Annotated in this window: 12 protein-coding genes; 6 read left to right on the top strand and 6 right to left on the bottom strand. The window is 49.4% G+C overall.

The features are described from left to right. Positions 1–247 precede the first annotated feature (247 nt). The gene (locus ACNA05_RS08670) at positions 248–721 is read right to left on the bottom strand and encodes a YcgN family cysteine cluster protein (protein ID WP_415811060.1); all 474 of its coding nucleotides are present in this window, start codon (positions 719–721) and stop codon (positions 248–250) included. A gap of 27 nt (positions 722–748) precedes the next feature. On the opposite strand from ACNA05_RS08670, the gene ACNA05_RS08665 reads away from it, so the two are divergent. Together ACNA05_RS08665 and ACNA05_RS08660 are read left to right on the top strand one after the other, a co-directional pair. Beyond that, entirely contained in the window at positions 749–2,746 is a 1,998-nt protein-coding gene (locus ACNA05_RS08665) for a transglycosylase domain-containing protein (RefSeq protein ID WP_415811059.1), read from the top strand. Between the two features lie 95 nt (positions 2,747–2,841). Then, complete coding sequence (locus ACNA05_RS08660; protein WP_415811058.1) at positions 2,842–3,558, top strand: CAP domain-containing protein; 717 nt, start codon at positions 2,842–2,844, stop codon at positions 3,556–3,558. Positions 3,559–3,585: 27 nt separating this feature from the next. Here the strand turns inward: ACNA05_RS08660 and ACNA05_RS08655 are convergent, their stop codons facing one another. From ACNA05_RS08655 to ACNA05_RS08645, 3 genes are all read right to left on the bottom strand, one after another. Then, positions 3,586–4,722 (bottom strand): acyl-CoA dehydrogenase family protein, encoded by a 1,137-nt coding sequence (locus tag ACNA05_RS08655; protein ID WP_415811057.1) that lies wholly within the window; start codon positions 4,720–4,722, stop codon positions 3,586–3,588. A 3-nt stretch (positions 4,723–4,725) separates the two neighbouring features. Beyond that, positions 4,726–5,904 carry an acyl-CoA dehydrogenase family protein gene (locus ACNA05_RS08650; protein WP_415811056.1) on the bottom strand — a complete coding sequence of 393 codons (1,179 nt, stop codon included), beginning with the start codon at positions 5,902–5,904 and terminating at the stop codon, positions 4,726–4,728. Positions 5,905–6,079: 175 nt separating this feature from the next. Next, a complete protein-coding gene (locus tag ACNA05_RS08645) occupies positions 6,080–7,735 on the bottom strand; it encodes a tetratricopeptide repeat protein (RefSeq protein WP_415811055.1) in 1,656 nt (551 codons plus the stop codon). A gap of 222 nt (positions 7,736–7,957) precedes the next feature. On the opposite strand from ACNA05_RS08645, the gene trhO reads away from it, so the two are divergent. The 3 genes from trhO (at position 7,958) to ACNA05_RS08630 (ending at position 10,204) form a co-directional block, all read left to right on the top strand. Next, positions 7,958–8,875, top strand: coding sequence for an oxygen-dependent tRNA uridine(34) hydroxylase TrhO (gene trhO, locus ACNA05_RS08640; protein ID WP_415811054.1), 918 nt, complete (start codon positions 7,958–7,960; stop codon positions 8,873–8,875). Positions 8,876–8,903: 28 nt separating this feature from the next. Further along, positions 8,904–9,557, top strand: coding sequence for a glutathione S-transferase (locus tag ACNA05_RS08635; RefSeq protein ID WP_415811053.1), 654 nt, complete (start codon positions 8,904–8,906; stop codon positions 9,555–9,557). 113 nt (positions 9,558–9,670) lie between these two features. Then, positions 9,671–10,204, top strand: a complete 534-nt coding sequence (locus ACNA05_RS08630; protein WP_415811052.1) for a type III secretion system chaperone family protein — start codon at positions 9,671–9,673, stop codon at positions 10,202–10,204. A gap of 8 nt (positions 10,205–10,212) precedes the next feature. Here the strand turns inward: ACNA05_RS08630 and ACNA05_RS08625 are convergent, their stop codons facing one another. Continuing rightward, positions 10,213–11,520, bottom strand: coding sequence for an ATP-binding protein (locus ACNA05_RS08625; RefSeq protein WP_415811051.1), 1,308 nt, complete (start codon positions 11,518–11,520; stop codon positions 10,213–10,215). Then, the gene (locus ACNA05_RS08620) at positions 11,517–12,230 is read right to left on the bottom strand and encodes a response regulator (RefSeq protein WP_415811049.1); all 714 of its coding nucleotides are present in this window, start codon (positions 12,228–12,230) and stop codon (positions 11,517–11,519) included. The genes ACNA05_RS08625 and ACNA05_RS08620 overlap by 4 nt, the downstream gene beginning before the upstream one ends. Before the next feature lie 128 nt (positions 12,231–12,358). Between ACNA05_RS08620 and ACNA05_RS08615 the strand changes: the two genes are divergently transcribed. Further along, positions 12,359–13,243 (top strand): branched-chain amino acid aminotransferase, encoded by an 885-nt coding sequence (locus ACNA05_RS08615; protein ID WP_415811048.1) that lies wholly within the window; start codon positions 12,359–12,361, stop codon positions 13,241–13,243. Positions 13,244–13,257 lie beyond the last annotated feature (14 nt).

Below are 13,257 nucleotides of genomic sequence, written 5' to 3'. Positions count from 1 at the left end.
AGGTCGCTTCGTCAAAAAACTGTCACTAAGGGTCTGGCCCTATGAGGTAAATATCTTCCTAACACACCCATAAACAGCAGTTTTTCACGCTTTGATACAGATTGTGACATATCTGTAACAATAAAATCACAGATTCTTGGAAAATTCAGGGGTTTAAAGCAAATGATAAAAAAGACCTAACAATTTAGGGTTTCAATTTATCGTCTGAGGGTTTTCCGAACCCTATCCTCAGGAATCAGTCGCTTTATTAGCTCTTGGTGAAGTCTGGCTCTCCTGGCCATATGACAATGCGATGCGGTAGCTCTTTATCAGAGACCCCGCTTTCACTTTCGACCTGACCTCTGACGCTCATACCCGCCTCGTGAATAGTCTCCCGGGACCCAGAGACCAAGTGATGCCAGTCTGGAAGATCCTCTCCTTTTGCCACGAGCCTATAAGCACACGTTTCCGGCATCCAGTGAAGTTCATCCACTGTAGCGGCCGTGAGAGTCACGCAATCGGGAACAATGGATTTACGATTCCCATAGTCACTACAAGCACAGGTCTCGGGATTAAAGAGGTGACAAGAGACGTCAGTTACATAAACCGACCCGTCATCTTCATCTTCCAATCGGATACAACAGCACTTTCCGCAGCCGTCACAGAGACTTTCCCACTGCTCACGGCTCAATTCCGCCATATTTTTGGTTTTCCAAAAGGGTAGATTTGATTTAGCACCCATTCAGGTTCCTTATACTATATGGAAGATATGCCAACCTACCGCGCAGACATTGATGTCGCTAACGACAACAGCCAGCGTCGGAAGCGCGCTGTCTGGATGGCTGTGGTCGCAGTTGTGAGCGTTATTATTGCGCTGTCTTATTTTCAGGCGCGGCAATATTTTCTCGCGGGCCTACCCAATCTGCCAGATAAGACCACGATGTGGGAGATGAACCTTAAACCCAATATAACGATTCTTGATAAGGACGGGCAAGTGATTGGGCATCGCGGACCCTATATCGGCGAGCCCATGAAGCTTGATCAAATGCCCCGACACGTCGCAAATGCCTTTCTGGCGATTGAGGATGAACGGTTTTACGAACATACGGGAATTGACAATAAGGCCATTTTTCGAGCCCTAGTGACGAACACCTCTACCGGTGAAAAATCTCAAGGCGCGTCCACCCTCACCCAGCAACTCGTCAAAAATATGGTTCTGACCCCGGAAAAAACCTATCGCCGGAAAGTCCAGGAAATGTTGCTCGCCCGGGACATGGAAGCCAAGCTGAGTAAGCCGGAAATTCTGGAGCTATATTTAAATCGGATTAATCTTGGGCCTCAGGTCTTTGGCATTGAAGCGGCCTCGCAGAAGTATTTCGGCCACACAGCCAAGACACTTAGCTTGTCTGAAGGTGCGCTTCTCGCGGCCCTCCCCAAAGCCCCGAGCCGTTTCGATCCTACGAAAAATTTTGAAGGCGCCCTCGCCCGGTCTCATTTGGTTTTACAACGCATGACTGCCAATGGATTCATTAGCCCTGAACAGGAAGTTGAGGCCCGAAAAACACCGCCGGTCATTGTTGAAGATTCAGAGCCTCTCTTGGAGCCGGACATTCTGGGATATGTCTTCGATCTGGTTTCTGAGCGCGCGCATGAATTGGTGGGCGAGAAAAGACAAGACCTCATCATAACAACAACAATAGACACCGACCTTCAGAAGGAGGCGCATGAGGCTATAAAGAAAACTCTAAACGCCTCTGGTGATGCCAAGAACATTCAAGAAGGCGCGCTCGTAAGTGTCGATAACTCTACAGGCGCGGTCAGGGCGTTAGTGGGCGGGCGTGACTACGCCGTATCAAAATTCAACCGCGCAAGCCAAGCTGCCAGACAACCTGGATCCGCGTTTAAAAGCATTGTTTATGCCGCGGCGATGGAAGAAGGATTTACCCCGGGCACTATCCGTATAGACCAGCCCATTGAAATTAAGGGATGGTCACCGGAAAATTATACGCGACGCTACCGCGGTCCAATTACCATACGCGAAGCCCTAAAACTCTCCATCAATACGGTTGCGGCGCAGGTCGGCTCTGAAGTCGGGCCTTCCAAAGTTGTGAGTGCAGCCAAGCGGTTTGGAATCAAATCTGAAATGAGGCCCGAATATTCCATTGCTTTAGGAACGTCCGAAGTGAATCTTCTGGAATTGACGACCGCCTATTCCGTCTTTGCCAATGAAGGCCTCTTGAAGTCGTCTTACTTTATAACAGAAATAACGGATACAGCGAAACGTCCCCTTTATACGCGGCGGGTCTCTCAACCTACCCGCGCTTACGCCGTTCCATACTCCCGTCAAATGACGGGGATGATGCGCGACGTTATTGACTCCGGTACGGGTTATGGCGCCCGGCTTGGCAACCGCCCTGCAGCAGGCAAAACCGGTACGTCCCAGGATTATAGGGACGCTTGGTTTGTCGGTTTCACGGCGCAGTTGACGACAGGCGTCTGGATGGGAAATGACGACAATAGTCCAAGCAAGCAAGTTACAGGAGGACTCCTGCCTGTCGACGCTTGGAAAGCTTATATGCTCGCGGCGCATAAAGGCTGGAAAGTTCGGCCTCTAAACGCGCCTGATCCTAAAGTGGATGATCCGGAGACCCGCTTTCAAATCGCTTTTTACGAATCACTTTCTCAAGCCTTTGAATCAGAGAGGGACATGGCCAACGGCGTGTCAGGACCAGCCTCTCCAAGAACGCTAAACACAGCCGGACGATAGCCTTCAATTAGTCCTGTCTGATAATTAATCTCCATCCTAACGGTTGAGTAAAGATTTAACTGTTATCTATGCTTTTCAGAGCACGGAGATTAGGTATGTCTAGAAACATGAGGATTAGACAGTCTATTTTATCTTCGATTTGTTTTATTGCGCTGAGCGGTTCAGCCTTTGCGGTCGAAAATAAACTAGGTGAATTTGATAAAGACGACGGCACCTATGCCGTTTATCCTGTTTCCACCCCTGAAGAATGCTCTGCTCTGTGTAAAGCCGATACCAAATGTCGAGGCGCAGTCACCTATCAGCCCGACGTTTCAAAACCCGAAGCACAATGCCGATTAAATAATGGCTTTGGAGAAAATCCGGTCTTTCCATCCATTCCCCCTACGCCGCTAGACATAGACGTGGCTTTAGCCGACTTGAACGAGTATCGATTTGAAAATGGCTTGGGGCCAGTCAAGATTAATTACAAACTCAACCTGGCCTCAGAAGTCCACGCTCGAGACTTGGCAGATGCCGGAATTATTTCTCATACCGGAACTGACGGCTCCACCCACGGCGACCGCGTGCAACGCCAAGGTTATTACTTTTCTATTGCAGGAGAGAACGTGGCGACGGGACAAAAAAGTTGGGAAGATGTTTTTCAAGCTTGGAAAGACAGCCCCGGTCATAATGAAAACCTATTAAGGGCTGACGTGGTCGATTTTGGTATCGCTCTTGTTTACGAACCTCATACAACTTACTCAACATATTGGGGCATGATAGTCGCAAGCCCGTTGGACGAAACACAATACATGTCCGCCGGGGCTCACTAAGCCTCGAGGCGGGTCTAGGGGTAGCCCCTAATACCCATTTTCTTTCGCGAACCCATCAAGGTGGTAATTTCCATCGCCCAATAGCTCTTGTAAGACGCGGATGCGCTTCAGGAATAGGCCGATGTCATATTCATCTGTCATGCCGACGCCGCCAAACATCTGAATACCTTCAAGTGCGGCGAGTTTTGCGACCTGACCGAGCTTGGCCTTGGCCATTCCCGCGAATTTGACAGCATTTTCATCGCCTTCATCTATAGCAGACAGGGCGGCAAAAACAGCTGAGCGGCAGAGTTCCAACTCGGTATATAGATGCGACGCGCGATGTTGGAGCGCCTGAAACTCACCAATGATTTTGCCGAACTGTTTGCGTTCCTTGATATAAGCTACGGTCTCTTCAAAAGCTTGAGAACCCGCGCCGAGAAGTTCAGCAGACAATACAGCTCGCCCCGCCCCTAAAACTTTATCCAGAACATCTGCGCCCTCACCTTCCGTGCCCAATAGAGCGTCGGCCGTCACCTCGACGCCGTTTAGCTCTAATCGACCGGAATTATGGCTATCGACCATAATCGTACGCTCGACATCCAAATTGTCAGCTGTTTTTTCCACGAGGAACAGGCTTAAACCATCCCGCTCACCGGGCTCCCCGCCCGTGCGCGCCACGACGATGTGGGCGTCCGCAACGTGGGCATCGAGCACCATGACCTTGCTGCCCGTAATTTTGAAACCATTGCCAGAACGTTCGGCGCGGGTTTCTGTCCCAAGGGGATTGTGCTTTACCCCTTCATCAATGGCGAAGGACACAATGGCCTCACCGCCTGCAATTTTTTCCAGCCAAGCCTTGGCCAAATCACCATCGCTGTTTTTCAACGCCGTCGCAGAGAGAACAGACGTGGAGAAAAAAGGTGTTGCGCTCAAATTGCGGCCCATCTGTTCGGCCAGTAATCCCGCCGCCATTGCCCCCATATCAACGCCGCCTTGGTCTTCTGGAACCAAAACGCCCGCAAATCCCATTTCGGCCATTTCAGACCAAAGCGCTTCAGAATAGCCTTTTTCGTCCTGAGTATCGCGAAGCTTGCGAAGCTCTGTTACCGGGGCTTTTTTCTTGAAAAACCCTTCAGCGGTTTCGCTAAGCATTTTTTCGTCTTCATTTAATAAGAGTGCCATAATTTACGCGCCCGGAAGTTGGAGAATATGTTTGGAGATTATGTTGAGCTGGACTTCTGAAGTTCCGCCTTCGATGGAATTGGCTTTTGTGCGAAGCCAATCACGGGCTAATTTGCCCTCGTCAGACCTTTCGCCCTCCCACTCCAGACCGTCATGTCCGGCGGCGTCCATCATCAACTCATAGCGGCGTTTATTCAGTTCAGTCCCGTAATATTTGAGCATGGAGCTGTCGGCCCCTAAAGACGCGCCCGCTTTGGCTTCAGCCAATTTACGCTGCATTGTCAGCCTGAAAGCCCACTCATCAATTTCAGCTTCGGCCACCTTTGCGCGAAGCATGGGATCAGAGAGTTTACCGCTCTCCAGTCCGATTGATCCAGCCGCAATTTCGTGGAGCGGGCGCGTGACGCCCTCACCAGACCCACCGATCATTTCACGCTCATGGGTCAAAAGGTATTTTGCAATAGACCAACCTTTGCCTACTTCGCCGACCAATTGGTCTTTCGGTACTTTGACGTCTTCAAAGAAAGTTTCACAAAAAGCCGACTTTCCAGAAATAAGAGAGATAGGCCGGGCTTCAACGCCTTCACTTTCCATATCAAACAAGAGGAAGGATATGCCATCATGCTTCCGGCCCGTACTGTCTGTTCGCACAAGACAAAAAATCCAATCCGCTTTATCAGCGTAGGATGTCCAGACTTTCTGTCCATTGACCAGGTAATGATCGCCTTTATCTTCTGCCTTCGTCGCAAGTGACGCTAGGTCGGAACCTGCGCTCGGTTCTGAATAACCTTGGCACCAGCGAATTTCGCCGCGTGCAATTTTAGGAAGATGTTCTTTCTTCTGCGCTTCATTCCCAAATTTCAAAAGCGCGGGGCCAAGCATCCAAATGCCGAAACTAGATAACGGAATACGAGCGCTTATTCGTGCCATTTCCTTTAACAAAACAGCTTCCTCTGCCCGGCTGAGTCCTGCGCCACCATATTCCTTAGGCCAAGTGGGAACGGTCCAGCCTTTGCCGGCCATACGTTCCAGCCAAACTTTTTGGGCGTCACTGGCAAAGGTCCAATTTCTCCCACCCCAGCAGGCGTCATCTTCAGACTTCATCGGCGTCCGCATTTCCGGCGGACAGTTCTCTTCGAGCCAGGCCCGCGTTTCGAGTTTGAAAGTTTCCAGATCAGACATATTCATCCCCTCAGAAGTTTGGTTCGGATTTGAGGGCTGTAGCCTCATTCCGCTTAATTATGTCACAGTTAAAACGACAAATGGGCTTTGACCACCTACCGAAATTGAATAATCGCCCTGAAGTCCCCGTATGGAAACGCATCACGGGGGCCGTTATTTGGCAGAGCTGAGACTCCTAAACATCAAGTCCCGCTAGACGCCACCCCTCAAAGACTTGGTCGTGCAAGCTTTCATTAGGTTGCCATGTCAAGAATATCTCGGGGAATGCCTTCTCAAGGGCACTCTTCTTGGCAGACACTTCTTTTAGAAATTTCTCTGCCAAAGCTGTTTTGCCAAGATATCCCAGACTAGCGAGTCTTAGAAATTGCAAACCGATTGGGCTTTCTGTCGTTACGTCATTTAACGAGTCTTGAATGCTCTCGAAGCGCTTCTCCTGAAATGACAGAATAAGACCGCTAGTTAAGAACCAAGACGGAGGCCGGTCAACTAGCCGAAGGGCCGCGTTTTGATAAGAAATAGCTTGGTTTGCATTGCCCTGAAAGGCATGGGTAATCGCATAATAGGCTAACATTGAATAATCATTCGGGTTTAGCGCTAAGGCTCTTTGCGCCATGGCTTCGCCGGTCTCCAAATCTCCGCTATGGTAATGGGCCTGGAATAATGACATAAAAGCCAAGGCATTATCGGGATCAATTGCTGAGGCTTTATTACCAAACTCTATAGCGGCCTTTAACCTGCCAGACCCAGCCTCACTTGGAATAGACTGAGTGCAAAGAAAAGTATTCAGCAAAGACCGAATTGCCCAGGCAGACGAAAAATCCTTCTGCCGCTCAGTTATATCCTCAAACTCGTGTAATAGATCCTTGGCTTTGTGAGATGAAGGAGACAGCTTTATTTCATAAAAGCGCAAAAGCGCTTCATAAGCTGATAAGTTCTGGCGTCGGCCCACATTTGCGCGGCGGTTAAACCGATTTACAACCCCAAAAGGCGCCCCAACCTTCGCTGCGGTATAGGACGCGATCTCTTCCTGAATTTTAAAAATATTATCTGCGGAATATTTTCGGTCATAAATGCGTGTAAATATGTGCTCTCCCGTCTCCGTTGAGATCAAATCCACAGACACACGAAAAAGACTTCCCAAGCGACGAACTGTTCCGTTCAATACAAACTGGACATCGTATTCTTTACCAAAGTTTTTAAGGTCTACCCCACTGCCGGACTGTTCAATCGTTGGCATTCTAGCGACAATCCGTAGATATCGGAATTGAACCAAAGCGTTGACAACCTCCGCTGTCAGGCCCTCTGCAAAGAAATCAGGGTTTTTTGCACCGCTGATGTCACTGAACGTAAACACCGCTATGCCTGGACGTGTCACCAAATGGGATTCTGCAATAGCACCCGTTAAAACTTCTACTTTTTGGCCCAATTTAGGAATGACCTCTTCGGGCAAATGTCTGCGCATTTCAAAAATCGGAGCGTATTGACCTTTTGGTATAACGATACGAACCTCTTCCCTTAATCCGGTGGAACTATAATAAAGATCGAGACGGCGTCTCAACTGTCCAGCTTGTACACGCACTATTGTATCCGCTTGCGGATCGAAATCATCCGGCCGATCGAACACTTCCAAGCCAATTGTATATCCTTTAAGGAGTTCAGAGTTTCCCTCGAGGGCCTCTTTGACAACATAGCTTAAAAACCGTTTCATCCGTGTGGTGTCACGGAAAAGCTTGTCCTCGCGGATTCGTTCAAGTTGCTCAAGAACAGCCTGTTTTACGTCAGGGTCAATGCCTTGAGGCTCAACGAGTAATGCCAATGCGGCTGAAGCCATATACGTCCAATCTATGGCAATGATTCCTATTGGAAAATATGGGTAGGCGCAACTCACCTTCCCTTTGATACATCGAAAAAAAACTTAAATACCTAATAGCCGCTATTTCCATTCGCCAATATTGGCATGTGCGGGTTTTGCTCGTGGAAACACTTTAAAGACTTCGCAGAAAGAACAGCGCGAAATGTTGATTATTTCGGCGTAGCGGCATAGAGCGCGGTCATGACTTACCGCATTGCCGCGCTATACCACTTCACCGCTTTGCCGGATTACATAGATCTTCAGCCTTCTCTCCTGAAGATGTGCGAGCTATTGGAGGTGAAAGGTACAATTCTTTTGGCGGAAGAAGGCATCAACGGAACGGTCTCTGGTTCACATGAAGCAATTGATGACCTTTTGTCCTATTTACGGGCGGACCCTCGACTCGCAGGGTTGGATGCAAAATTCTCTGAAGCGGATAGATCGCCTTTCTACCGCATGAAAGTGCGTCTGAAAAAAGAGATCGTGACAATGGGCGTTGACAATATTGACCCCAATAAAGTTGTGGGGACTTATGTGAAACCTTCCGATTGGAACGATCTGATTTCCGATCCTGACACCATATTGATCGATACGCGTAATGACTACGAGGTTGAAATTGGTACATTTGAAGGGGCTATCAACCCCAACACTAAGACCTTTCGTGAATTTCCGGAATGGGTCGAGAAAAACCGAGGCAATCTCACAAAGCCAAAAGTCGCCATGTTTTGCACGGGCGGCATCCGATGTGAAAAAGCCAGCGCCTTTATGAAACAAAATGGTTTTGAGGATGTATACCATTTAAAGGGCGGGATTTTAAAATATCTCGAAACACAACCCGAAGATAAAAGTCTCTGGAACGGAGAGTGTTTCGTGTTTGATCAGCGGGTCGCGGTAAAGCACAATTTGGAGCAAGGGCAGTATGATCAATGCTTTGCCTGTCGCCATCCGATCACAGAGGACGACAAAGCCTCTCCGCTTTATGAAAAAGGCGTCGCCTGCCCTCGTTGCCACGCCAATATGAGTAAAGAGCAAAAGGCGCGATTTGCTGAACGACAAAAACAGATAGACCTCGCCAAGCAACGCGGTGAAGCACATATAGGGCGCAAATCAGAGACTTAGTTTACCTATCAGGAGAAACTTAAACTCTATGACTGACAATGCCATTTTATATTCCTTCCGTCGCTGCCCCTATGCCATGCGAGCAAGGCTAGCCTTAGCTACCGCCGAAATTAGCTATGAGCACAGGGAAGTTTCCCTCAGAGACAAGCCCGAAGCTATGCTTGAGGCCTCACCCAAGGGAACAGTGCCTGTCTTTGTAAAGTCTTCCGGAGAAGTCATTGACGAGAGTTTGGCCATTATGCGCTATGCTCTCAATAAAAGTGATCCCGAGAATTGGTTGTTTGACGAAACAGGCAGAACAGCAGAGTTTCTTCGCCTCATGGATGAAGATTTCAAACCCCATTTGGATCAGTACAAATATGCCAGCCGATATGACGAAGACGCGGAACGAGGAGACGTCAACCTTGAGCACCGCAGCGCGGCAGTTGCTATTTTGCAAAACTGGGAGTCCGCGCTTGCGGAAAATGACTTCTTGCTCAGAGATACGGCAAGTCTGGCAGATATCGCAACATTTCCTTTTATTAGGCAATTCGCTGCGACGGAAAAGGAATGGTGGGCCACCAAGCCACTTCCCAATGTCGCAGATTGGTTAGATCGCTGTTTGCAATCAGACCTCTTTAAAAGGATTATGAAGAAACGCCCTCTTTGGGAGCCTCCAGCTCAAGCCGCAGTAACGGCCTGAGCGACTTACCCACGACTTAAATTAGTTATCAACACGCTGGCGGGCACTACATCTTGTGAGAATCAATGAATATCCTAATTTCTAATTAGAGATTCGATACAAGGCCCGTCTATATGTCATTTGCTGATCACCATTGCCTCCGGCCCAACCCGTCCCTGACGGGCTCAGCCGCTTTGCGGGGTAATCCGACCGAGGTCTTTGAACGGATCGCTCTGGCCGAAGGCTATGACATGGAGCGGATCGAGCTGAATGAAATAGAACTTTCGGTGCCCGGGCTTTGGTGTGATCATGATATCAGCCTGATCTGGAATCCAGGCACGGAACAAGTTCAGTGTTTTTTGATGTTTGACGGTAAGACGCCAGGAGGGCGCTCTGACGACATTTGCAGGCTTATGTCCCTTATCAACGAAAACCTTTCAACTGGTCACTTTGACTATTCAACACGTCATCAGGCGCTTGTTTATCGTGACACCCTGACCTTGAAAGGCGGCGCCAGGCTTCGGACGGAACAAGCTATGGACATCATTGCCTCTGCCTTGGACGCAGCAGAACGGGGCTACCCGGCCTGCCAATATGTCATTTGGGCAGGTAAATCTCCGGAAGACGCCCTGACATCCGCTCTTGTTGATTTAGCGTCTTTCCCCTGATTTAAACATTACTGAGGCAGCGAAATTATCGCGCGCAATCCTCCTAGAGGGCTGTCTTCTAGACTCAGACTTCCGCCGTGCAACTGCGCAATATCCCTCGCAATGGATAACCCCAACCCGACACCTTCAATATTTTGGGTACGGGCCTCATCGAGACGACTGAAAGCCCGAAACGCTTGTTTGCGCTGCTCGGGCGGAATGCCCGGCCCTGCATCATCCACATAGAACTCGATTCGGTCTGCAGACGATTTTACCGAAACTTGGCATCCTTTGGCATATTTGGTGCTATTCGAAATAAGATTTGTGAGCGCTCGTGACAAAGCAATCGGGCGCAAAGTCGCCGTAAGTCCCTTCCGAATGGATTTATCATCTAGTTTCGCAGATTGTCCTTTGACGACGGCTTTCAGATAATCATGTATATTCACAGGTTCCGGAATTTCGCTGCCTTGTCCCCGCGCAAAATCAAGATATCCATTTAGCATGGTTTCCATCTCCATGAGGTCTTGCCGAGCGGCCCGCGTTTCCTCTGAATCTTCCTGCATAGCGAGTTGAAGTTTAAGCCGCGTGAGCGGGGTGCGTAGGTCATGGCTAACCCCCGCCAACATCATAGTTCGTTGTTCAAGATGGCGCTGTATTCTACTCCGCATTTTTAAAAATGACTGACCGGCCCGGCGAACTTCTGAAGCGCCGGAGGGTTTAAAATTGCCCAAGTCCTGGCCCTTACCGTAAGCATCCGCCGCATCTGCGAGCAGCCTGATAGGCTTGGCTTGATTTCGGATAAAAATGATGGACACCAAAGTCAGAAGCACAGTCGCCGTAATGAGCCAGAAAATGAAGACGAAACCGGTGGGGGCAAAAACTCTCTCCCGCGCCGCAATAAAGCGAAGATAGCCGCCCTCCACTTCAACACGAACATCAATGTGATTGGGATAACGCGTCGTGTCGAACCAGAACGGGTCGTCCAGGTTTTCATTCAAGGCTCGGCGTAGAGTCTTGTCGAGGTTAGAAAAAAACATTTGCCGTCTCTGCGCGACAGGTAGAACGTCGCCTTCTCGGAAAACGACAGAGAGCTGCATTCCCGGACTGAGAAGCGCGTCTAAGTCTTCGGCCCGCGTAACGGTCGGGTCTTGTTTGAACAGGGTAGTCGCGACGGCAATATCTGCCGACACACTATCTGACAAGTTTGCAGTCACGCGGTCCCAATGGGCGTTAAAGAAGAAATAGGCGACGGCAATTTGCATCACCCCAATAGGCAACATGATAATAAGCAGAGCCCGTCCAAACAGGCTCTTGGGCAAATAACGTTTTAAAATCATGTGTCGCCGGCGTGACAAATCAGACGATAGCCCTGCCCTCTCACCGTAAGAATATAGTCAGGATCCGCTGGATTATCTTCGATTTTGCGGCGAAGCCGTGTAATTTGAACATCTACGGCGCGGTCAGAGTTGGCGTTTATATTCTGTGACAGCTCATATCTCGACACAGTTCCACCGCCCTGTTTCGCGAGCAAGTTTAACATGACCTGCTCGCCTGTGGTCAAACGCACGCGCTGCCCGTCTTTGATCAATAAGTGAGCTTCTAGATCATAGCTATACGGCCCAAACACTACCGTGTCCGAAACGGCTGGCCGGCCGGTACGGCGAAATACATTATCGATCCGCAAAAGAAGTTCTTCAGGTTCAAAAGGCTTTGAGAGGTAATCATCTGCTCCGGCCCGAAGACCGGAAATTCGGTCCTCGGCCTCCCCTTTGGCGGTCAGCAATATTATCGGCACATCACTTGATTCACGCAGGCTACGGGACAAGGACAGACCATCCTCCCCTGGCATCATTATATCCAGGATAAGCAAATCATAAGATAAACCCCGCATTTTTTCTCTGGCTGAAGCTGCATTCTCGGCGACAGATGTACGATATCCCTCCCGGCTCAAGTATTTCTGCAATAAGAGACGTATCCGATCATCATCATCAACGATCAGGATATGAGTATTAGAGCGGTCCAGACGGGTCGTCGGCGAGCGTGTCATAGACAAATATTCCTTTTTCTCACCCGAATGGCGGTTGACTTACCTCGTCCCAGAATAAGAATAGTGTAAAGTCAGAATGGCGCGAAAATGCAAGAGTCGCAAGGCCGAGAGAGAATAGAGTTAGAAACATGATCGAAAAAGCATATCACGACCGTGAAGGTCATATTTGGATTGATGGCGGGTTTAAAGACTGGCGCGACACCAATGTTCACCTACTGACTCATTCATTGCATTACGGCTCCGCCGTATTTGAAGGCGACAGAGCTTATGGCGGAGAAATCTTCAGGCTATCGGATCATTCAGACCGCCTTATGAATTCGGCTAAGCTTCTAGGTTATGAAATTCCTTATACTCGCGAGGAAATTGATGCGGCGTGTAAGGAGACACTGGAGAAATCCGGCTTGGACGATGCCTATCTTCGCCCCGTTGCTTGGCGCGGTTCTGAAATGATGGGCGTTGCTTCCAAGAACAATAAAATTCATTTGGCTGTCGCATGCTGGCATTGGGGAAGCTACTTCTCTGACAAGATGAAAGGCATCCGCCTATGTATTTCCGATTGGAAACGCCCAGCGCCAGATACGATACCGTCCAAATCAAAGGCGGCGGGACTCTATATGATTTGCACTCTGTCCAAAGACGCTGCTGCGGCGAAAGGTTTTGATGACGCCCTTATGTTTGATTACCGGGGACGCGTTGCCGAATGCACAGGCGCCCACATTTTCTTCGTGCGTGGAGACGAACTTCATACACCGACAAATGATATTCTGCTTGAAGGCATCACACATGACAGCGTGGTTAAGCTCGCGGAAGCCCGCGGTTTCAAAGTTTTCAAACGCGACATTCACCCATCCGAAATGGCGCATTTCGATGAGTGTTTTGTGGTCGGTACCGCAGCGGAAGTGACGCCGGTTCGAGAAATTGACGGCGTCCACTACAAACCCGGCAAGGTTTGCGAAGCGCTTGTTCAGGACTATGACGACGCTGTAAATCGACGCGGCAAGGTGACTTTTTAGGCACCCCTAGCTTT

The organism is Litorimonas haliclonae (assembly GCF_965138505.1).
Classification (GTDB): Bacteria; Pseudomonadota; Alphaproteobacteria; order Caulobacterales; family Maricaulaceae; genus Litorimonas; species Litorimonas haliclonae.
The sequence above is the reverse complement of the archived record's forward strand: the minus strand, read 5'-3'. Positions and strand labels throughout refer to the sequence as shown.

Bases quoted from the DNA above. Each gene is read 5' to 3' on its own strand.
- ACNA05_RS08670 (WP_415811060.1), bottom strand. From the start codon at position 721: ATGGGTGCTAAATCAAATCTACCCTTTTGGAAAACCAAAAATATGGCG.
- ACNA05_RS08665 (WP_415811059.1), top strand. From the start codon at position 749: ATGCCAACCTACCGCGCAGACATTGATGTCGCTAACGACAACAGCCAG.
- ACNA05_RS08660 (WP_415811058.1), top strand. From the start codon at position 2,842: ATGTCTAGAAACATGAGGATTAGACAGTCTATTTTATCTTCGATTTGT.
- ACNA05_RS08655 (WP_415811057.1), bottom strand. From the start codon at position 4,722: ATGGCACTCTTATTAAATGAAGACGAAAAAATGCTTAGCGAAACCGCT.
- ACNA05_RS08650 (WP_415811056.1), bottom strand. From the start codon at position 5,904: ATGTCTGATCTGGAAACTTTCAAACTCGAAACGCGGGCCTGGCTCGAA.
- ACNA05_RS08645 (WP_415811055.1), bottom strand. From the start codon at position 7,735: ATGGCTTCAGCCGCATTGGCATTACTCGTTGAGCCTCAAGGCATTGAC.
- trhO (WP_415811054.1), top strand. From the start codon at position 7,958: ATGACTTACCGCATTGCCGCGCTATACCACTTCACCGCTTTGCCGGAT.
- ACNA05_RS08635 (WP_415811053.1), top strand. From the start codon at position 8,904: ATGACTGACAATGCCATTTTATATTCCTTCCGTCGCTGCCCCTATGCC.
- ACNA05_RS08630 (WP_415811052.1), top strand. From the start codon at position 9,671: ATGTCATTTGCTGATCACCATTGCCTCCGGCCCAACCCGTCCCTGACG.
- ACNA05_RS08625 (WP_415811051.1), bottom strand. From the start codon at position 11,520: ATGATTTTAAAACGTTATTTGCCCAAGAGCCTGTTTGGACGGGCTCTG.
- ACNA05_RS08620 (WP_415811049.1), bottom strand. From the start codon at position 12,230: ATGACACGCTCGCCGACGACCCGTCTGGACCGCTCTAATACTCATATC.
- ACNA05_RS08615 (WP_415811048.1), top strand. From the start codon at position 12,359: ATGATCGAAAAAGCATATCACGACCGTGAAGGTCATATTTGGATTGAT.